We start from the raw sequence: 19,183 nt of genomic DNA, 5'->3' as shown, positions 1-19,183 counted from the left end.
CGCCGGGCGCCTCAGACTAACAATGCAACCCCTGCGTCGCTGCGCTCCGACTGCCTGTCCGAATGATCGTGGAACAGGTGTCCGGATCAGCGTGGGCTGAGTGTCCGAATGGCGTGGAATCCGCACTCCCTGGAATTTCATCCGATATTTTCCGCTCGCGCAGCGTCTGATCAAACGCGGAAAGATCCCCGCGTTACTCTTTGCGGTGGCCCGCAAATCCTCTTCGAAAAGAGGGCTGTTCAAAGGATTGCGAGAAGATCTGGCGCTTTTACAGGCGCTTTGCGTAGCTTGGTGGCGTGGCGAGTACCGGGCCATCAGTCCTAATGCATTGATAGCTGTGGTGGCCGGCTTGCTCTACTTCCTGTCGCCAATCGACGCCATCCCGGATTGGCTGCCTGGTCTTGGGTTCGTCGACGATCTGGCTGTGCTGGGCTGGGTAATGCGCAAGTGGTCTGGTGAGTTGGAGGCGTTCAAGGTCTGGAGGCAGGCCCAGACTGCGGATCGGCAGGCATCGCTTCAACGCTTGCCTGCGTTGGACGAACCGAAGGCCGGCGGCCAGCCGAGCTGATAGCAGCGGCGTGTGTAGCGCCGCCGTTTGTCGGTGCCGGATGAGCATTTGCGGTCTCTATCCCGATTCACTAACGCATGCGGCAGGTTGGTAGCTTCAAGGAGCGGCAAGGGCTGTTAAGATTCCGCATCTGATCGAAGACGCCTGGGGAAAATACGGATGAATGTACAGGTCATCATGCGTGACGGCTCGCCGGAATACGCCGTACTGCCGTGGGACGAGTACCAGGCGCTTTTGAATGCGGTCGGTGTCAAATCGGCCGTTGCCACTGATGTCGCACCCAGTGGCGCTCAGTCACGTCCGTCCCTGGTCGAGCTGAGCGCTCTGCGTGAGGCCAAGGGGCTTTCACAAGAGGCGTTGGCGCGCGCTGTGGGGATCAGTCCAGCCTACCTGGGGCTGATCGAGGCGGGAGAGCGCGAACCCGATACTGCGATTCGTCGAGCACAGGCACGTGCGTTGGAAATTGCCGGCTGGGAGGGCGACGCTTGACGTCAGTATCCATCAGCCGGCACCACTGGCAGGCGCTGCTTGCCGAACTGGATGCCGCTCGCCGGCAGAGACATCTGGTGACCTACCGTGCGCTGGTCGAGCGGCTCCAGTTGCCCACACCCGCCATGCGAACCCTTACCGCCGCGCTGGAGCACCTCGCTGCGCTGGACGCCCGCTCGGAGCGCCCGTTGCGCAGCGCACTGGTCATCAGTCAGGGTGCTAGTCGTTTGCCCCGCACGGGCTTTTTCGAGTGTGCTGCGCGGTTGGGACGCTTCTCGGGGCCGGCGGACGGTGCCGCCGCTGCATCCTGGCATGCGGGAGAAGTGGCGCGCGTTTTCGAGTTCGTTTATTCGGAGGAACTCTGATGCTGGGCAGGCTGCGTGCAAGGCTCGGTTATTTAACTGCCCGCAAATTGATGACGTCGCACTACGCGGTTCAGCAGCCGAAGATCTGGCGTTGGATGGAAGGGCAATTCGCGCGGATGGCGGCGCTGGGCGACGTGTCGGCGCAGAGTTTCTACGGTCATATCCTGTATTTCCGCGGGCGCGGCTATGGTGCCAAGCTGGAAGGCGTTCGCCTTCTAAGGCTGGCGGCCAAGGCGGGAGATGTGAAAGCGGCATATCAGATGGGCGTCATCAGCCTCAGCGAAGATGCCTCCCACGGCCCGGATGGCAGTGAGGCGGCGCGCTGGTGGTCCCAGGCGGCCGAGGCAGGGCATCCACTGGCGGCGGTTCGCCTCGAGCAACTGTATCGTGCCGGCGGCCACGGCCTGGCCGCAGACCCCCAGCAGGCAGATCGTTACAAGGCGAAGGCGGAGCAACTGGGGTTGTAGGCATCCTGCGTTGGCTGCCCTGCATCGATCAGGTGGAAGCTCGGGCCGTTCACCTGTTTGGCAAAGCGCTTGGCCTCCGAAGCAAGGGCGGCGAGCCTGCCTGCATCCAGGCGGTCAGTGTGCTCCGGGTGCACGCTGACGATCCCGATCGAGAGTGACAGCAGGGCATAGCGCTGTTTACGCCCGTCACGGCTGGTGGAAATAAAGCAGCCGGCCGCGAGGTGTTCTGGCTGGTAGAAGGCGCTGCTGCGAAGCGCGAAGGCGCTGTGCAAGTCGGCAATGCGCTGCTCCCAGTCGTGACCGCTCAGCACCAGCATGAAATCATCCCCGCCAATATGGCCGACGAAATCCATCTGAGGGTCGACCCGGTCGTTCAGACATTGGGCCAGGCACAGCAGCACTTCATCGCCTTTGGCGTAGCCATACAGATCGTTGAAAGGTTTGAAGTTGTCGATGTCGACGTAACAGACCATCGCCCTACGTCGCTGTAGCAACAGGCGGGTCAGGCACTGCTGGATGGGTACGTTGCCCGGCAACAGTGTCAGGGGATTGGCGTGGCGCGCCTGCTGAATCTTCAGTTCGGTTATCAACCTCAGAACATCGATGACGCGGCCCAGACCGAGGTATTGACCGGCCTGTGTGATGACGAAGTCTTCCTCGATTCTTTGGCGCGCCCGACTGGTGAGCAAGCGGCTGACCTGTTGCAACGACTGGTCGAGCTCGACGGCGAGGAAATCCGTGCTCATCAGGCGGCTAAGCGGTTTGCGTGCCAGCAGATCGGTGGCGTAGGGCTTGAGCAGCGCGTCGGAAATGAGATTGCGGTGAAGTATGCCGACCGGCCTGGCGTCAACGTCCAAAACTGCGATCGAGTTCAGGGCCGGCTGCAGTCGAAACGCCTCGAGCATTTCAGCAACCGGACGTTCTGCGGCCATGGCGGGTTGTCTGATAAGCAGTCCGGACAGGTTGCCGGACTCCTCGCCCAGGACCGCCTGCTGGGCCTCCGGGGGTGGCAGGACCTCGTCGATGTCCTGGGCAGGCAACTCCAGCGGACGTCCAAGCAGATAGCCCTGCACCAGATCGATACCCATGCCGGCCAGCACCGCCAGTTCCTCGCGCAGTTCGATACCTTCGGCGATGACGTGGGCACGCGATGCGCGGGCGATCTTCAGGATGGATTCGACGAACTCGCGCTTCACGGGGTCGAGATGGATGCCGTCGATGAAATAGCGGTCGATCTTCACATAGTCGGGTCGCAGCTCGGACCACAGGCGCAAACTCGAATATCCGGCACCAAGGTCGTCGAGCGCTATGCTGAAGCCCATCGAGCGATAGTGATGAAGCGCCTTGTCCAGCAGCTCGAGATCGTCGGCCGGTGCCTGCTCGGTCAGCTCGATGACCACGTTGTCCGCGGAAATGCCATAGGTGTGCAGCAGCTCGAGCGTGCGCCCGGGCTTGTGGGTCGCGTCAAGTAGCGTTTCCGGTGAGGCGTTGAGAAAGAGCTTGCCGCGTAGCGCCCCCTGGCTGTAACGCCGGCACGCTGTTTCGCGGCAGGTCATCTCCAGTTCGTTGAGCCGGCCGGCGTGGCGTGCTGTGGCGAGCAAATTGATCGGGGAGTGCAGCGGGCCGTTGGATGGTCCACGGCTGAGTGCTTCATAACCGAGAATGCGCCGCTCCGAAAGCGAGACGATGGGTTGGAACAGGGTGGTGATGTCGCCGTGAGCAAGGATATGTCCCAGCGTGCTCAACTGCTCGGTGACTGTCATGGAGGTCTCTGGGTGTGAAAAGAAAAGGGCCGCAGCGCGGCCCTTTCATTTCACGATGTCGTGATGTCAATTTGATGACATTGCAGCATTCCACTCGATTCAGTGCTTGGCCATCGCCGAGCTGAGACCGAGGTAATCGAGCAGAATTCGCCCGCTCTCGGAGAGGTAGGCATCATCTTCCGGCTTTGGTTTGTCCGCTTCCGCGTGAGGCGTGTTTTCGTCTTCCTTCTCCAGCTTTGCCAGTGGCTCCTCACCTTTGGCCAGGCGCAATGCATTCTCCAAGGCCAGCTGACGCTTCTCGATATCGGCCTGTTGTGCACGCCGCTTTTCTTCATTGAGGCTGACGGTGGTTTCGTGCATCAGCTCCTGGGCAAGCGCCAGACGATCGCGGGTGAAGACGAAGTCCGGGTTCTCGCCGGTGCGTGCTTCGTGGCGTGCCTTCAGCTCGGCGAGGAACGGCTTGAACGGGTTCATGTCCGGATTGATCGCCGCGCGGATGCTGTCCCAAGGCAGCGCTTCCGGCAGCGCACTCTCACCGATTTCCTTGGTGTCGACATCGGCAGGGTAGCTGATGTCGGGAATCACACCCTGATGCTGAGTGCTCTGCCCGGATACGCGGTAAAACTTGGCCAGGGTCAGTTTCAGCTCACCATGGTTGAGAGGCTGGATCGTCTGCACGGTGCCCTTGCCGAAGGTCTGGCCACCGAGGATTAAGGCCCGGTGGTAGTCCTGCATCGCGCCGGCGAAGATCTCCGAGGCCGATGCCGAAAGACGGTTGACGAGGACGGCCAGCGGCCCCTTGTACAGCGCGCCTGTCTGTTCATCGGCAAGCACGTCTACGCGGCCATCGCTGTTGCGTACCAGCACAGTCGGACCCTGATCGATGAATAGGCCGGTGAGCTCGGTGGCCTCTTGCAGTGAGCCGCCGCCGTTGTTGCGCAGGTCGATGACCACGCCGTCGACTTTCTCTGCTTCCAGTTCGGAGAGCAGTTTTTTAACGTCACGCGTGGTGCTCTTGTAGTTCTGGTCCCCGGCGCGCAGTGCCTTGAAGTCGAGGTAGAACGCCGGAATTTCGATCACGCCGAGCTTGAAGTTCTGCCCCTGGTGTTCCAGGTTCAGCACCGACTTCTTCGCTGCCTGCTCCTCGAGCTTTACCGCTTCGCGGGTGATGGCGACGACCTTGCTGCTCTGGTCATTCGGCGCGTTGCTCGCCGGGATGACTTCCAGGCGCACGACGGAACCCTTCGGGCCGCGGATGAGCTTGACCACCTCATCCAGGCGCCAGCCGATGACGTCGACCATCTCATCGTTGGCCTGGCCGACGCCGACAATCTTGTCCGCTGGCGCCAGCTGCTTGCTCTTCTCCGCCGGGCCGGCCGGCACCAGGCGTACGATCTTCACGTGCTCGTTGTCACTCTGCAGCACCGCGCCGATGCCCTCGAGCGACAGGCTCATGTTGATGTCGAAATTCTCCGCGCTGTCCGGCGACAGGTATTGGGTGTGCGGATCGTAGGTCTGCGCGAAGGCGTTGATGTAGGTCTGGAAAACGTCCTCGCCACGGGTCTGGTTCAGGCGCGATAGCTGGTTCTTGTAGCGTTTGGTCAGCAGTTCCTCGATGGCCTTCGGCTCCTTGCCGGCGATCTTCAGACGCAATACCTCGTCCTTTACCCGCTTGCGCCACAGGTCATCCAGCTCTGCGGTGTCCTTGGCCCAGGCGGCCTTCTCACGGTCGACCAGCAGCTCCTCGTCGACACTGAAGTCGAAGCTGTCGACGCCCTTGTCGAGCAGGCTCAGGGCGTAGTTCAACCGGTTCTGCAAGCGCTCGAGATGACGGGAGTAGATGATGAAACCGGGTTCGAGATTGCCGCCCTTGAGGAAGTCGTCGAACTGGTTGCGCCACTTGCCGAACTCTTCGAGGTCGGATGCCAGGAAATAGCTGCGCGAGGGATCGAGCATCTGTATGTAGCTGTCGAAGATCTTTGCCGAACGCGCGTCGTTCAGCGGCGGCTTGTTGTAGTGATGGCGCTTGAGCAGTTCGACGACGTTCAGGCTGGCTATGACCTGGTCACGATCGGGTTGCAGGTAGTCCCAGTTCTCCGGCGTGCTGACGGCTTTGGCCATCGCCAGGGAAGCGTGAAGGCCGAAAAGGACGGCGAGAACGGTGCAGGTCAGCGTACGTTTCATGGCTTGGGGGCGACGTAAGGCTAGGGAATAACGCATATTAGGCCATCTAAAGTAGGCGCCGGTTCGGTTTTCCGTCCGGCGGTGGAAAGCACAAGCCCGATGGTTGAGGTGGTCAAAGAAGGCCAGCGAGCGATCAGTTGGGTGGGCATAGATAGGAACCACTATGGAGGCAGCATGAAGGCATTGCAAGGTATCGAGGGGCATCTGGAGTGGGCCGAGCGACCGGCTTCGGCGTGCGGCGATGGCGAAATCCGTATCCGTGTGGCTGCTGCCGGGCTGAACCGTGCAGACTTACTGCAGCGAGGCGGACACTATCCGCCGCCGGCAGGTGTCACCGACATCCTGGGGCTGGAATGCGCAGGGGTGGTCGCCGAGGTCAGTGGGCGCAGCCGCTGGAAGGTGGGCGATCGCGTGTGCACGCTGCTGGCTGGTGGTGGCATGGCCGAGGAGGTGGTGGTCGAGGCCCGTCATGCGCTGCCGGTTCCCGAGGGCATGTCGCTGCATGAAGCTGCGGTTATCCCGGAGGTATATGCCACGGCCTGGCTCAATCTCTATCGCCTGGGCGCTTTGCTGGCCGGCGACAAGGTGCTGCTGCACGCTGGCGCCAGTGGTGTCGGCTCGGCGGCGATCCAGTTGTGCAAGGCTTTCGGCAATCCCTGCTGGGTCAGTGTCGGCTCGGCCGAGCGGCTGGCCTACTGTGAGTCGCTCGGTGCTCAGGGTGGTGTGCTGCGTGGTGACTCGCTCGAAGCGCTACGCGATTTTGGTCCGTTCGACATGATCCTCGACCCGGTCGGTGCCAAGTACGCCGCATTGAATATGCAGCTGCTGGCGATGGATGGGCGTTGGGTGATGATCGGCTTGATGGGCGGACGCAAGGCCGAGATGGATCTGGCTGGTTTGCTGGCCAAGCGCATCCAGTTGATCGGCTCGACCCTGCGCAGTCGCGACGCCGATTACAAGGCCGGGCTGCTGGCGGAAATGGAAGAGAAGGTCTGGCCGCTGTTCACCCAGGGCAAGCTTTCGCCGCGTCTGGAGCGAACCTTTGCCATCGGTGATGTGGAGGCTGCATTCGAAACGCTGGCCAGCAACACCGTGTCCGGCAAGGTGGCCCTGGTGATCGATAGCGCGCTTTCCTGATCCGCATCGTCCTGATGTAGACGGAGCCAGATTTCGCTTTGCCTTGATGGATCGAGCAGGTTTGCAGTGCTGCAGACCTGCCCGGTGCGGTTCAAGGCAACTGGCTGCTGGCGTAGAACGCGGTCAGTACCTTGACCAGGTGCGCCAGGTCCTGGCTACCCGCAAGCTCGCGGATCGAGTGCATGGCGAAGGTCGGCAGGCCGATGTCGACGGTACGCACACCTAGCTGACTGGCCGTGATCGGGCCGATCGTGGAGCCGCAACCCATGTCGCTGCGGGTGACGAAACTCTGCACCGGCACTTCGTTTTCCAGGCAGAGATGGCGGAAGAATCCGGCGGTTTCGCTGCTGGTGGCGTAGCGCTGGTTATTGTTCACCTTGATCACCGGGCCGGCGTTGAGCTTCGGCCCGTGATTGCCATCGTGCTTGTCGGCGTAGTTCGGGTGCACCGCGTGGGCATTGTCGGCGGAGATCAGCAGGGAATGGCTGATGGCGCGCTGGAAGTCGTCTTCATCCGGCAGCACACGGCGCAAGACCTGCTCCAGGAACGGGCCATCCGCGCCGCACAGCGAGGTCGAGCCGACTTCCTCGTGATCGGTGCAGACCAGCACGCAGGTGTGCTCGGGTTCGGCGTTCAGCAAGGCCTGCAAACCCGCAAAGCACGAGAGCAGATTGTCCAGACGGGCGCCGGCGATGAAGTCACCGTGCAGGCCGATGACCGCGGCGCTCTGGGTGTCGTAGAAGCTCAGTTCGAAGTCCAGCACCACGTCGGCGACCAGCCCATGTTCACGGCCGAGCTGATCGGCGAGGAGTGCGCGGAAGTCTGGGCTTTCCTGGCTGGCGATCTGGGCCAGAATCGGCGGTAGCTCGTTCTGCGCGTTGATGGCCCAGCCCTGATTGGCTTCCCGATTGAGGTGAATCGCCAGGTTCGGAATCGTCGCGATCGGAACCTTGAAGTCGATCAGCTGGCTTTCGATGCGGCCATCACGGCTGTAGGTGACACGGCCGGCCAGCGACAGATCGCGGTCGAACCAAGGAGCGAGCAGGGCGCCGCCATACACCTCGACACCCAGCTGCCAGAAGCCCTGGCGCTGCAGCTCAGGCTGCGGCTTGACTCGCAGGCACGGGCTGTCGGTATGGGCGCCAACCAAGCGCAGGCCGTGTTCGACGAGCGCTTTGCTGCCCAGCTGGAAGGCGATGATGGCCGAGTCGTTGCGGGTGACGTAATAACGCCCGCCCGCCTCGGTATGCCAGACCTCGCGCTCGTCCAGCGCACGGTAGCCGGCGGCCTGTAGCGCTTGGGCGAGATTCTGGGTGGCATGGAACGGGGTAGGGGACGCCTGCAGATATTCGATCAGGCCTTGGTTGAGAGCTTTGCGCATTTCGGACTCCGGACTGCAAGCATCGAAGTCTATCCCATTGCAATGTGCGGCAGCAGTCCTTTACGGGCTTGGGACTCAGTGGCGTCGAGCGATTACTTCGAACAGGTGCCAGTGCTTGCTGTGACCTACCGCGGTCTTGCCGTCGAACTCGAACTCGTTGAGCTCCACTAGCGTCCAGCTTTCGAATTTCCGTAGCAACCGCTCGCGACCGTGAATGGTGTAGCCCTTCGCCGCCCAGCTGTCGTGCGGCCCGAAGAAGTGCCCGGCGAACACGCCGCCCGGGCGTAGGCATTGGGTTATCCGTGCCCAGAAATCGTTGAATGCTTCCGGCTTGCAGAATGGCAGCGCGAAGCTTGCGTTCACTAGATCAGCGATCGGTAGCGGCGTCTCGTTCTCGAATGGCTGGCACCGAGTGGTGAGCCTACCTGACAAGCTGGGGTCGGCCTGCACGCGCAGGACTTCCAGAGCATCTGCAGACTGGTCTACAGCGACCACCTTCCAGCCAGCACGCAGCAGAGCCAGACTATCGCGTCCGGCGCCGCACCCCAGGTCCAGAGCCTGGCCAGGGGAGGCGCTCCATAGGTCGAGCGCCTTGCGAAGGGTTGGGTGCGCTGGTGCGCCCTGGGTCGCTTCGAGAAAACGCTCCATCAGAACGGTGCCGGGCATTCGAAGCGTAGTCGCTCGCCGGTTTGCGGATGAGTCAGTGCGAGCATGCTGGCGTGTAGGCACAGCCGTTCGTGGGCTTTCAGTGCCTGTTCATGTGCGTATAAGCGATCGCCGAGTAGTGGGTGCCCGATCGACAGCATATGTACTCGCAATTGGTGAGAGCGGCCGGTGATAGGTGTCAGCTCGACGCGGCTGTAATCGCCACAGCGTTCAAGCACGCGCCAGAAAGTCAGGGCATGCTTGCCCAGCTCATGATCGACCACGTGACGCGGTTTGGTCGGCGGATCGTAGCGAAGCGGCAGGTCGATACTGCCGCTGTCCTGTTCCGGCTCGCCCCAGCACAGCGCGGCGTAGGCCTTTTCGGTTTCACGATCATGGAACTGACGAGACAGCTCACGGTGCGTATCAGCGTCGCGGGCAAGCACGATAAGCCCGGAGGTTTCCCAGTCCAGGCGGTGCACGATGCGCACTTCGGGATAGCCGTTTTCCTGCAGGCGGGTCACCAGGCAGTCACGGTTGTCTTCGGCGCGGCCCGGTACGGACAGCAGCAGGGTCGGCTTGTTGATGACCAGCAGGGCAGCGTCCTGATGGACGATCTCGATAGCGCTTAGAGGCATTCGCTTTTCCACAAACGAAGACGGCGACCCGTGGGCCGCCGTTTCTGTACGCCGGTGTTCAGAGCCTATTCACGGTCTAGCGAGCTAGAGTCCTGCAAGGCAAAAACAGGCGAGGAAGCGGAGTTGACTGAAGTAAATGAGCATTCCGAGCCTGTTTTTAACGCAGCAGAACCGACGCGCAGCAGATCGTGTGTGGGTTCTCAGCGATCCGGTAGGGTGATGTTCAGTTCGAGAATCGAGCAGCTGCCCTGGTCCTCGAGTGCAACCTGGACCTGATCGCTGTCGATGTTGACGTACTTGCGGATCACCTCGACCAGCTCTTTTTGCAGGGCCGGCAGGTAGTCCGGCTCGGTGCGCTGGCCACGCTCGTGGGCGACGATGATCTGCAGACGCTCCTTGGCGATCGCGGCTGGGGTTTCCTTCTTCTTGCGTTCACGGAAGAAGTCGAAAAGGTTCATTCGCGGCCTCCGAAAAGTCGTTGCAGGAAGCCCGGCTTCTTGACGTCGAGGAAACGGTGCGCGACTTCCTTGCCGAGCAGACGGTCCACGGCGTCGCTATACGCCTGGCCGGCGTCGCTCTGGTCGTCGAGAATCACCGGGATACCCTGGTTGGAAGCCTTGAGTACTGCCTGCGACTCGGGGATCACGCCCAGCAGGCGGATGGAGAGGATTTCCTCGACGTCTTCGACACCGAGCATTTCGCCCTTGGTGACACGCTCGGGGTTGTAGCGGGTCAGCAGCAGATGCTCCCGGATCGGTTCTTCGCCGTTCTCGGCGCGACGCGACTTGCTCGCGAGGAGGCCGAGCATGCGGTCGGAATCGCGAACCGAAGAGACTTCCGGGTTGGTGACGACGATGGCTTCGTCGGCGAAGTACATCGCCAGGTGCGCGCCCTTCTCGATACCGGCCGGGGAGTCGCAGATGACGTATTCGAAATTCTTGCCCAGCTCGTCGATGACCTTGCCAACGCCTTCCTGGGTCAGCGCGTCTTTGTCGCGTGTCTGGCTGGCCGCCAGCACGTAGAGGTTCTCGAGACGCTTGTCCTTGATCAGGGCCTGGGTCAGGGTTGCGTCGCCATTGATGACGTTGACGAAGTCGTAAACCACCCGGCGTTCGCAGCCCATGATCAAGTCGAGGTTCCGCAGACCGACGTCGAAGTCGACGATGACAGTCTTGTGGCCGCGCAGAGCGAGGCCGGTACCGATGGCGGCGCTGGTGGTGGTTTTACCAACGCCACCTTTGCCGGAAGTGACTACGATGATCTTGGCCAAGGTGATTCACCCTAAATATTTAAAAAATCGGGACCTTTCGCCGATTTCAGCGTCAGGATTGCCCGTTTGGTCCTTGAAAATTCGCGGCAGTATCCGTTAAAGGCGGGTGATGTTCAACACGTCGCCGGAGAGGCTGATCTGTACCGCTTCAGCCCAGAGAGGATCGCGTCGCAGGTCCTCGGCTACCTTGTACTGGCCGGCGATGGAGACCATTTCAGCGGTGAGTTGCTGACAGAAGATCCGCGCCGAAGTGTCGCCTTTGATACCTGCCAAGGCGCGACCTCGAAGCGGACCGTAGACATGGATGTTGCCATCGGCGAGAAGTTCCGCACCGGGGCTCACGGGAGCGAGAACGATGAGGTCGCCGCCTTGCGCGTAGACCTGCTGGCCGCCGCGGATGGGGGTGGTCACGACGCGGGTCGGGCGATAGACCGGCTCGGCTGGTTTGGCCGGGGTTTTCGAGCTCAGGTCGACCTGCCGCTCACGAGCACCGGAAGGCGGCAGCACCGGCAGATCGAGCACCGCGGCCGCCTCGAGGTGGGACGGTTCGCTGGCGCGCAGGGCCAGGGTACGCAGACGATGCTTGCGGCACAGGCTGACCAGCGCAGCGATATCGATCTCGCGAGCCGCCTCCGGCAGCTTGTCCAAGGCCAGGACCAGCGGGGTGTTATTGAAGAAGTCCGGCGCCTGCTCGACCTTGGCCGCGAGTTGCTCGTCGAGACGCTCGATGTCGTTGCTGGCGAGTTCCAGCACGGTGATGGCGAGCATGCTGCCCTTGAGCTGGAAGGCTGGGGACTGATCGGTGAGGTCGGCTTGGCTCATGGTCTGTCTGCTGCGGTAAATGGCGAGGACTTATAGCGGGGCGCGTCGCTGCCTGCAACCCGCGAGCGGCCCGTGAAGCGATCGTCGGTGCGCTTGGGTTCGGTCAGCGCAGGCGTTTGCCGCTAGAATGCGTCGCTTCATCGGTTGTCGAGATATTCATGGATCGTCCTCAGTTTCGTGCGTACTTCCTGCACCCGCGCTTCTGGCCGCTGTGGCTGGGCCTGGGCGTGCTGTGGCTGCTGGTCCAGTTGCCATATTCGGTTCTCTTGAAACTGGGTCGCGGGCTTGGCGCACTGATGTTTCGCTTCGCCGGTTCGCGTCGCTACATCGCTCGGCGCAATCTGGAGCTGTGTTTCCCCGAACTGAGTCAGGCGCAACGCGAGCGTCTGTTGCGGGAGAACTTTGCCTCCAACGGCATTGCCTTCTTCGAGATGGCCATGAGCTGGTGGTGGCCGCAGGCACGCCTGCAGCGCCTGGCCAGGATCGATGGGCTCGAGCATCTGCAGCAGGCTCAGGCTGCAGGGCAGGGTGTGATCCTGATGGCGCTGCATTTCACTACGCTGGAGATCGGCGCCGCGCTGCTTGGCCAGCGGCACACGATCGACGGCATGTACCGCGAGCACAAGAATCCGCTTTTCGACTTCATCCAGCGTCGCGGGCGCGAACGGCACAACCGTGATGCGAGTGCCATCGAGCGCGAGGATGTGCGGGCGATGCTCAAGGTATTGCGCGCAGGGCGCGCCATTTGGTACGCGCCGGACCAGGACTATGGGCGAAAACAGAGCCTGTTCGTACCGCTGTTTGGCGTCCAGGCGGCGACCGTCACCGCCACCACCAAGTTTGCCCGGCTGGGCAGGGCGCGGGTCATACCCTTCACCCAGGAACGCCTGGCGGACGGTTCGGGGTATCGACTGGTGATCCATCCGCCGCTGCAGGACTTCCCGGGTGAAAGTGAAGAGGCGGACTGTCTGCGGATCAACCAGTGGATAGAAGAGGCGGTCAGTGCGGTACCCGAGCAGTACCTCTGGGCGCATCGCCGCTTCAAGACCCGCCCGGTAGGCGAGCCCAGCTTGTATAAAAAGAGGAAGACGCGTTCGGCCGTCTAGTGGACTGCCATTTGCGCCAGGCCTGGCGTCTTCCCGGGCAGATCGCGCAGGTCAGGCCAACGTACCGTCCCGGAAGTCTCGCAGCGCCTGCTCGATCTCCTCGCGGCTGTTCATCACGAATGGCCCGTACTGCACGATCGGCTCACCGAGTGGGCGGCCTGCCAGCAGCATCAGCCGGGCGCCACGTTCGCTGGACAGATTGAGCTCGCCGTCCTGGGACATCTGAACCAACTGGCCTTTGCTCACCGCCTGCTCACCCACCCGCAGCGTCCCTTCATAGACGTAGAGCAACAACCGATGGCCATCCGGTACTTGCGGCGAGACGGCACTCTCGGCTGAAAGCTGCAGGTCGAACAGCAGAGGCTCGGTATCGGGCCGCTGCACGATCCCGTGCTGTTCGATATCGCCGGCCTTGAACGCGCCGGCGATGACCTTGGCCTGCACGCCGCCCGGCAGGGCGAGTTGCGGTATTTCGGCCGGGGCGAAATCCCGATAGTCCGGATCGCCGAGCTTGGCGTGGGAGGGCAGGTTCAACCATAGCTGGAAGCCGCGCATGGTGCCTTCCTGCTGCTGCGGCATCTCGCTATGGATGACGCCGCGCGCGGCGGTCATCCACTGCACGCCACCGCTCTCCAGCAACCCCACATTGCCCATGTGATCCTCGTGGCGCATGCGTCCTTCGAGAAGACCGGGGCAATGATACAATGGCTATCTTGGTTAGCTCGGAATCAGCATCCCATGCCCACTGCATTCTCATACGTCCGTTTTTCTTCAGCCAAGCAAGCGCGGGGGTCGAGCCTTGAACGCCAACAAACAAGGGTGGCTCAGTGGCTGGCATCCCATCCTGATTACACTCTCAGCCTCACGAGCTTTGAAGACCTGGGGCGCAGTGGTTGGAAGGGCGAACACCTTGAGAATGGATTTGGCAAACTCTTGGCCGCTGTTGAAGCGGGAGTTATCCAGCCGGGGGATTGCATTCTTGTCGAGGCTATCGACCGCACCGGGCGACTTGAACCATTAGAGATGCTTCCTCTATTAGGAAGGATTCTTCAGGCAGGGGTGATGATCGTCACGCTCGATGATGCGCTGACATACGATCAGAAGTCAGCGAACAGCAATCACCTGTTCCTGCTCGTGGCGAAGGTGCAGCAGGCATACATCTATAGTGAAAGACTGTCCGACCTCATCAATGCCGCTTACGACAAGAAGAAACGAGCAGCTAAGGAAGGTAAGGCTGTAAAGCGTCACACGCCGATGTGGATCGACAAGGAAGGAAAGCTAATCGAATCCGTTGCACCGCTTGTAAGGCAGGCATTCGAGGACTATGCGGCAGGGTTGGGCGAGCGGCGTATCTGTCGCCGGTTACGTGAGTCAGGACACGAGCTACTGCAAACCATCAATGGCACCACTGTTAAAAGGTGGCTGACGAACACCACGGCCATTGGCAATTGGGGCGAGATTCCGAACGTCTACGAACCCGTTGTACCGAAGGAGCTGTTCTACCGTGTGCAGGAGCAGCTAAGCCGCAACAAGGATCAGAAGCGTAGCGCACCAACAGCGTACCTCCTGACTGGCCTAGTGAAATGTGGACATTGCGGGCGAAACTTCAACGTCAAGAAGCACCCCAACACCGGAGCCACAATGCAATGCACAAGCCGGGCGCGTCTGACGCTGGACGGGTGCAGCAATTCTAAATCCATCCCTAAGCAGCTTCTCGAACACATCCGTGTGAAAACTTCTCTGCCGTATGTGGAACGTGCGTTGGCAGGCCAGTTGCTCACTGAACACCAGAAACGAAAGATCGAGATAGAAGGCGAGCTTGAAGACCTGTCCAAGAGGATCGGAAACCTTGCTAACACCATCGCAGCAATCGGGCTGGTGCCAGAGATACAAGAACAGCTTGAGCAGCTACAGGCGCAGAGAAAGCAGCTACAAGACGAACGCCTGATCCTTGATCGCTCTACTGATGATGCCGTGTCCACCAATACGATCATCAACGTGGAGCATGACTATCTGGCAAACGATCCAATCAAGCTCAACGCATTGCTTCAGCAGGCGGAATACTCAATCACTTGCTTCTCTAATGGGGAAATTTGGGTGAGTGGGGATGAGCACCCTTGGAAATACAAGGGGTATGATCGTTCTGCAAAAAGTTATGTGTATGAAGATTTAGGGCAGGAATATCGACTGCTGATGCTACGTCCAGAGCATCAAGAGCTTCTTGATAGGGTGAACAAGCAGCCTCTGCCAGAGCCGACACCGGAGTTCAATGACCTGCTGTCTCTGATTGCTCGGGGCCACCGCAGGCGCGGCGATGATGCGTAGGGAAAATATCGTGTGATACCTTAGCGCCACCTACATGAAAAGGACTAACACAATGGTAAAGGGTATTCGCTACGCTGATGAGCAGAAGCAAGCATTGATTGAAGAATATCAAGCAAGTGGTATGAGCCTCAGCCGCTTTTGTTCGCAACAAGGAAAGCCAAGCTATGCGGTGATGTCTAAGTGGATCAAGGCCGAGGGTGAACCTGTACGGCAGGTCAGCAGATCGAACAGTGTAGGGGGTGATTCTGGGCTGTTCACTGAGTTTACAAAATCACTAATGCCTGATGACGTACAGACCCGGTACATTGCCTTTCTCGAAAAGCGTGTTCGAGAGCTTGAAGCACAACTAGCACAAAAAGACGAGTAACCCAACCCCCCTGTCAGAAAATCCCCATGCTTTGCACAGGTGTGGGGGATTCTCCCGTAGCAAATATCACATCCCCTGATTCCTCTCCTATATGCAGAACGTTTGCTGAAATTCCCCGCTCGGGATATGACCGGCTTAACTCGCGCCCGCTGATCACTTTTTGACCAATCACACGAATTTAAAATATCGAGCGTAGGGCTACAGTGAGCGCTATTGAGCGATTGTTTGAAGGGATAACACGCAAAGGAAACGAAGAGAACGCACGTTCTAGCGTGCTCAGCGAGCCTCTAAGGGGCATTCGCGAAGGGATTTGAGGGATAGCAGCAAGCCCCACCAGATAGCAGGGCTTGAGGGAGGCTGTTCAGAAGGTCAAAGCAAGCTTCTGCATCACTCGACTGACCTGCACAGGGGACCATTGCCCACCCTTAGCGGTTGTCACTCCCTTGGTATTCAAGCATTCGGCAACGCCAGCAAGTGTCTTGGTGCCACGAAGGATGCACAGTTCTACAGTGTCACGGATGCTTTCAGCGAACGCTTCGGCCTTGGCCTTGGTTGACTCCCCGCCTTTAGATTGATTGACCTTTGTACGGCCTTTGGCGAGGGCTTCTGAGCGACGTTCTACCTTTTCCACCGCTGCCGCTTCCCCAGCTTCTGCACGCTTAGCGAGGCTTTTCAGAGCGTCCTTGGTGCGTTGGCTGATGAACTTTCGTTCTTGCTCAGCAAGCATGGCGAACAGATGGAGTTGCATGGTGTCGGCGTTGGGCATTGTGGCGACCTTGAAGTCCACCGCTTTCATGAGTGCGGCAATGTCCGCGACGTCACGGCTCAGACGGTCGAGCTTGGCAACCACTACCGGAAGCTTGTGTGCGAATGCTTTAGAGCCTTCTGGACGGTCAAGAGGATGCACACAGCCAGACACGTTAACGTCGATGTATTCAGCAACCACTTCCCATCCTTGCTGCGCTGCTGCCGTCTCGATGTATTGGCGTTGAGCTTCCAAACCTAAGCCGGATTCCCCTTGACCCTTTGTCGATACTCGAAGGTAGGCAATCACTTGGATCGGGGATTTGGTTTCCATTGCTCAGGCTCCTTAACACTGCGTTTACACTGCTAGGAACTATATTACACCGGCTCGGACGTTCGTTCAAGCTATGTAAATTGCGATTCTATTTTTGTTTGGTGCGGGCTTCCAGACGATCAAGGCGACGATCTGTGCTGTTCGATAGGTCAATGACCTTCGCCTCAAGGCTGTTATGGCGTCCTTCCAAATACACAAGGCTGTTTGTCTGGCGTAGCTCAAGCTCGCTGACGCGGCTATTGGTGGCCTTTAGGTCAGCAGCCGATGGCAAAGACCAGATCACCAGCAAGACGGTGGACAGGGCAAAGATGTTGCAGATTTGAAGGCTATTAGCAAAAGTAATCAATTATCTCTCCTTTATTGGGGATTTATATTCTTGGATTGAAAATGTTTAGCATTTATTTGACTTTGGAGTCAGAAACGGCTTAACACAATATTGAATGTTATTAAGTAACATCAGCGTTGTAGCCCTGCTATGGGGAATAGCCGGGAAGGCAGAGCGTGTTTATCCCTGCCTTTTTAAATACAGCTTTGTATGTTTACTGGGGTTTATAGCACGTATGTGGCGTGCTACTCATTTACTGCCGAACGAGGCATCCACTTCGCTGAGCGTGCGTTGAAGGGATACGTCGAATTGCTCTTGGATCAGTGGCTGTAGCTCAGCGGCGAGGGTTTGAGCATCTGTTGCTTGTGTCTGTATCTGGAAAGCTCCCTGCTGGAAGCTGACAGACGATTGAACACTCACGTTGCTGCGCTGGGTGAACTGCTGCATCAGAGCATCAGGGCTTGAAGGGGCGTAGGCTTCTGCCGCCTGTTGCCATTCTGGCTTCGGGTAAAGCATTGGAGTGATGGGCTGGCGGGGTTTCTCTTGTAGCTTTGTGATACTTGCCGTTGATGGCATAGACAAAGCCGGTGGCTTGTTCCAACGACTAACATCCTGCAATGCCAGCACCTTCAGAGGGTCTTGTTTAGCTAACATCTGCTCAAGCTTGGCGGCAGGGATGCCCCAATCAGCAGAAAGCTTAGGCATGTAGCGGTCTGACTCCTTCTGCCAATCTGGACGCTTGTAGAGCATTGGTGTGATGGGCTGACGTGGCTTCTCTTGCAGCTTCGTAATGTTCGGAACACTCAAGAGGCCGCGCCCCATGCTTGAAGCCATAACAGCTTCACTGCGTTGTTCGTAGCTCGCCTGCTTCTGCATAGCTGGGGATTGATTGAAATCCGTTGTCAGCTTGGCTCCCCAAGACACTAGGCTGGCTGTAGCTGACAGGGCACCAGCTCCAAGGCTGTACATTGCGTCTCTGAGGGGAACGGTGGCGGTGTGCAATTCTTGCTGTGCTGCTGTGAATCGTTTAGCAGCAGGAACCATCTCATCATCCAGCGTCCTGCGCATCTGTTCCTGTAGCACTTGGTTGGCATATTGGTTTTCCATCCCTTGCGCTGTGTTGGCGTATTGCTGGACGTTGGGCATTCCTGCCTTAGCGGCCTCCCTGAATGCTTGTTCAAGCATCTGAGTGGTGATCTTCTTATCTGTTAGCGCCTTGTCGAAGCTTTCAAAGCTGCTGTTGCCTGTCTCCTTGGCGTATACGTCCATCAAGTATTTTTTGGCACTCGGCAGGGCATCTGCCAACTGAAGCTGTAGCTCTTCCCGTGCTACGAAACCCTTACCGTAGATTTGACCAATGGCCGTGGCGGCTCGACTCATCTGCTGACTGTCTGCACCAGTGGACTTGGCAAACAGAGACATATTCTTATAAAGGTCGAAGCTCTTTTCAGAAGACAGGCCGATCGCCTGAAGCGTCTTCATCATCTGGCTATAGCTATCGACCAGGGACATAGCATCGCTACCAGTCATATTAGCGAGGCTGAAAAACTCTTCGTTCTGTCTGTCGATGTCCTTTCGATCCCGATAGCCTGAAGCCACATCGAGCTTTACGCGACTGGCCTCTACGTCTGTTTGAGAGCGTTTAAGCTGAGATACCTGCCGATAGGCCATATATCCGCCTGCTGTCACACCAGCTACAGCAAGACCAACGGGACCCCCCAGCATTGGGAGACTTGCACCTAATCCACCTCCAAAGCCTGCGGCCCCGGCATATTGCCCAAGGCTCTGTGTATTAGGCATATGGGGAAGGCGTGGAGAATAGCCTGCTCCGGGCCAATGAATGTTCGCCCCTCCGTGGGTCCCCAACACGCTCTTGATGTCCATTCGAGCTTTGGAGCTTGCGCGAGTGAGAACCTGACTTACTTGGCGATTGATGCGGCCTTGATCGAGGGTGATGTTAGACACCTTCAATTCAAGCAAGCGACCTACGCGGTTAAGTTCTGTCTGTGCTCCGCGTTGTAGAGCGAGGCTATCGAATTTGAATTTCTTAACGTTCAGAGCAGGGAGAGTGAAATTCTTGCTGAAGTCTTTTTGAAGAGCTGCTGTTGTCTTCTTTACTTTGCTTTCGAGGAGTTTCAGATAGCGATCAACTCTTCGTAAATCTTGGAGCCGTGTTTGTATGCCGATCTGGGCATAGAACGATGAAACGGGACGAGTCATTTATTTTATCCTTTGTTTGTGTTTGGGAAGGGG

At 59.0% G+C, this 19,183-nt stretch carries 19 protein-coding genes and 1 pseudogene; 8 read left to right on the top strand and 12 right to left on the bottom strand.

All coding sequences use genetic code 11. From position 1 onward, the window contains the following. Positions 1-118: 118 nt before the first annotated feature. The 4 genes from IEG05_RS12940 to IEG05_RS12925 all read left to right on the top strand — a co-directional run bounded on the left by IEG05_RS12940 (position 119) and on the right by IEG05_RS12925 (position 1,889). A complete protein-coding gene (locus IEG05_RS12940) occupies positions 119-568 on the top strand; it encodes a DUF1232 domain-containing protein (RefSeq protein ID WP_191122176.1) in 450 nt (149 codons plus the stop codon). 159 nt (positions 569-727) lie between these two features. Further along, positions 728-1,057, top strand: coding sequence for a helix-turn-helix domain-containing protein (locus IEG05_RS12935; protein WP_003301278.1), 330 nt, complete (start codon positions 728-730; stop codon positions 1,055-1,057). Continuing rightward, positions 1,054-1,422, top strand: a complete 369-nt coding sequence (locus IEG05_RS12930) for a hypothetical protein (protein ID WP_003301276.1) — start codon at positions 1,054-1,056, stop codon at positions 1,420-1,422. The genes IEG05_RS12935 and IEG05_RS12930 overlap by 4 nt, the downstream gene beginning before the upstream one ends. Further along, positions 1,422-1,889 carry an SEL1-like repeat protein gene (locus IEG05_RS12925; protein WP_003301275.1) on the top strand — a complete coding sequence of 156 codons (468 nt, stop codon included), beginning with the start codon at positions 1,422-1,424 and terminating at the stop codon, positions 1,887-1,889. Before IEG05_RS12930 ends, IEG05_RS12925 begins: the two co-directional genes overlap by 1 nt. On the opposite strand, the gene IEG05_RS12920 is transcribed toward IEG05_RS12925, so the two are convergent. Continuing rightward, positions 1,856-3,652, bottom strand: coding sequence for a bifunctional diguanylate cyclase/phosphodiesterase (locus IEG05_RS12920; protein WP_003301274.1), 1,797 nt, complete (start codon positions 3,650-3,652; stop codon positions 1,856-1,858). The genes IEG05_RS12925 and IEG05_RS12920 overlap by 34 nt on opposite strands. Positions 3,653-3,751: 99 nt before the next feature. Further along, a complete protein-coding gene (locus IEG05_RS12915; RefSeq protein WP_003301272.1) occupies positions 3,752-5,836 on the bottom strand; it encodes a carboxy terminal-processing peptidase in 2,085 nt (694 codons plus the stop codon). A gap of 174 nt (positions 5,837-6,010) precedes the next feature. Between IEG05_RS12915 and IEG05_RS12910 the strand changes: the two genes are divergently transcribed. Beyond that, positions 6,011-6,973 carry an NAD(P)H-quinone oxidoreductase gene (locus IEG05_RS12910; RefSeq protein WP_003301271.1) on the top strand — a complete coding sequence of 321 codons (963 nt, stop codon included), beginning with the start codon at positions 6,011-6,013 and terminating at the stop codon, positions 6,971-6,973. Positions 6,974-7,064: 91 nt separating this feature from the next. Here the strand turns inward: IEG05_RS12910 and IEG05_RS12905 are convergent, their stop codons facing one another. The 6 genes from IEG05_RS12905 to minC form a co-directional block, all read right to left on the bottom strand. Then, positions 7,065-8,354, bottom strand: coding sequence for a M18 family aminopeptidase (locus IEG05_RS12905; protein ID WP_003301269.1), 1,290 nt, complete (start codon positions 8,352-8,354; stop codon positions 7,065-7,067). A gap of 75 nt (positions 8,355-8,429) precedes the next feature. After that, positions 8,430-9,020 carry a class I SAM-dependent methyltransferase gene (locus IEG05_RS12900; protein ID WP_003285608.1) on the bottom strand — a complete coding sequence of 197 codons (591 nt, stop codon included), beginning with the start codon at positions 9,018-9,020 and terminating at the stop codon, positions 8,430-8,432. Beyond that, on the bottom strand, positions 9,002-9,637 hold the full coding sequence (locus IEG05_RS12895; protein ID WP_003301268.1) for an RluA family pseudouridine synthase: 636 nt from the start codon (positions 9,635-9,637) through the stop codon (positions 9,002-9,004). Before IEG05_RS12895 ends, IEG05_RS12900 begins: the two co-directional genes overlap by 19 nt. Positions 9,638-9,837: 200 nt before the next feature. Continuing rightward, positions 9,838-10,095: a cell division topological specificity factor MinE gene (gene minE, locus IEG05_RS12890; protein ID WP_003301267.1), complete on the bottom strand. Its 258-nt coding sequence runs from the start codon at positions 10,093-10,095 to the stop codon at positions 9,838-9,840. Beyond that, complete coding sequence (minD, locus tag IEG05_RS12885; protein ID WP_003301265.1) at positions 10,092-10,907, bottom strand: septum site-determining protein MinD; 816 nt, start codon at positions 10,905-10,907, stop codon at positions 10,092-10,094. The genes minE and minD overlap by 4 nt, the downstream gene beginning before the upstream one ends. A 96-nt stretch (positions 10,908-11,003) precedes the next feature. Beyond that, the gene (gene minC / locus IEG05_RS12880) at positions 11,004-11,729 is read right to left on the bottom strand and encodes a septum site-determining protein MinC (RefSeq protein WP_003301263.1); all 726 of its coding nucleotides are present in this window, start codon (positions 11,727-11,729) and stop codon (positions 11,004-11,006) included. Positions 11,730-11,887: 158 nt separating this feature from the next. On the opposite strand from minC, the gene IEG05_RS12875 reads away from it, so the two are divergent. Continuing rightward, positions 11,888-12,835, top strand: coding sequence for a lipid A biosynthesis lauroyl acyltransferase (locus tag IEG05_RS12875; protein ID WP_003301261.1), 948 nt, complete (start codon positions 11,888-11,890; stop codon positions 12,833-12,835). Positions 12,836-12,886: 51 nt separating this feature from the next. Here the strand turns inward: IEG05_RS12875 and IEG05_RS12870 are convergent. Then, positions 12,887-13,522: pseudogene (locus IEG05_RS12870) on the bottom strand (pirin family protein); the annotation flags it as partial. 51 nt (positions 13,523-13,573) lie between these two features. Between IEG05_RS12870 and IEG05_RS12865 the strand changes: the two are divergent. Further along, positions 13,574-15,160 (top strand): recombinase family protein, encoded by a 1,587-nt coding sequence (locus IEG05_RS12865; RefSeq protein ID WP_191122172.1) that lies wholly within the window; start codon positions 13,574-13,576, stop codon positions 15,158-15,160. Between the two features lie 52 nt (positions 15,161-15,212). Then, entirely contained in the window at positions 15,213-15,527 is a 315-nt protein-coding gene (locus tag IEG05_RS12860; protein ID WP_191122171.1) for a hypothetical protein, read from the top strand. Positions 15,528-15,888: 361 nt separating this feature from the next. On the opposite strand, the gene IEG05_RS12855 is transcribed toward IEG05_RS12860, so the two are convergent. The 3 genes from IEG05_RS12855 to IEG05_RS12845 form a co-directional block, all read right to left on the bottom strand. Then, positions 15,889-16,605 (bottom strand): recombinase family protein, encoded by a 717-nt coding sequence (locus IEG05_RS12855; protein WP_224742810.1) that lies wholly within the window; start codon positions 16,603-16,605, stop codon positions 15,889-15,891. An 88-nt stretch (positions 16,606-16,693) separates the two neighbouring features. Then, positions 16,694-16,951, bottom strand: coding sequence for a hypothetical protein (locus IEG05_RS12850; RefSeq protein ID WP_191122170.1), 258 nt, complete (start codon positions 16,949-16,951; stop codon positions 16,694-16,696). Between the two features lie 228 nt (positions 16,952-17,179). Beyond that, positions 17,180-19,150: a tape measure protein gene (locus IEG05_RS12845; protein ID WP_191122169.1), complete on the bottom strand. Its 1,971-nt coding sequence runs from the start codon at positions 19,148-19,150 to the stop codon at positions 17,180-17,182. Positions 19,151-19,183: the final 33 nt, after the last annotated feature.

Origin of the sequence: Stutzerimonas kunmingensis (assembly GCF_014764705.1) — a bacterium.
In the GTDB taxonomy this organism is placed as follows: Bacteria; Pseudomonadota; Gammaproteobacteria; order Pseudomonadales; family Pseudomonadaceae; genus Stutzerimonas.
This window is presented reverse-complemented; position numbering and strand designations above follow the sequence as displayed.

Bases quoted from the DNA above. Each gene is read 5' to 3' on its own strand.
- IEG05_RS12935 (WP_003301278.1), top strand. From the start codon at position 728: ATGAATGTACAGGTCATCATGCGTGACGGCTCGCCGGAATACGCCGTA.
- IEG05_RS12925 (WP_003301275.1), top strand. From the start codon at position 1,422: ATGCTGGGCAGGCTGCGTGCAAGGCTCGGTTATTTAACTGCCCGCAAA.
- IEG05_RS12920 (WP_003301274.1), bottom strand. From the start codon at position 3,652: ATGACAGTCACCGAGCAGTTGAGCACGCTGGGACATATCCTTGCTCAC.
- IEG05_RS12915 (WP_003301272.1), bottom strand. From the start codon at position 5,836: ATGAAACGTACGCTGACCTGCACCGTTCTCGCCGTCCTTTTCGGCCTT.
- IEG05_RS12910 (WP_003301271.1), top strand. From the start codon at position 6,011: ATGAAGGCATTGCAAGGTATCGAGGGGCATCTGGAGTGGGCCGAGCGA.
- IEG05_RS12905 (WP_003301269.1), bottom strand. From the start codon at position 8,354: ATGCGCAAAGCTCTCAACCAAGGCCTGATCGAATATCTGCAGGCGTCC.
- IEG05_RS12900 (WP_003285608.1), bottom strand. From the start codon at position 9,020: ATGCCCGGCACCGTTCTGATGGAGCGTTTTCTCGAAGCGACCCAGGGC.
- IEG05_RS12895 (WP_003301268.1), bottom strand. From the start codon at position 9,637: ATGCCTCTAAGCGCTATCGAGATCGTCCATCAGGACGCTGCCCTGCTG.
- minE (WP_003301267.1), bottom strand. From the start codon at position 10,095: ATGAACCTTTTCGACTTCTTCCGTGAACGCAAGAAGAAGGAAACCCCA.
- minC (WP_003301263.1), bottom strand. From the start codon at position 11,729: ATGAGCCAAGCCGACCTCACCGATCAGTCCCCAGCCTTCCAGCTCAAG.
- IEG05_RS12875 (WP_003301261.1), top strand. From the start codon at position 11,888: ATGGATCGTCCTCAGTTTCGTGCGTACTTCCTGCACCCGCGCTTCTGG.
- IEG05_RS12865 (WP_191122172.1), top strand. From the start codon at position 13,574: ATGCCCACTGCATTCTCATACGTCCGTTTTTCTTCAGCCAAGCAAGCG.
- IEG05_RS12860 (WP_191122171.1), top strand. From the start codon at position 15,213: ATGGTAAAGGGTATTCGCTACGCTGATGAGCAGAAGCAAGCATTGATT.
- IEG05_RS12855 (WP_224742810.1), bottom strand. From the start codon at position 16,605: ATGGAAACCAAATCCCCGATCCAAGTGATTGCCTACCTTCGAGTATCG.
- IEG05_RS12845 (WP_191122169.1), bottom strand. From the start codon at position 19,150: ATGACTCGTCCCGTTTCATCGTTCTATGCCCAGATCGGCATACAAACA.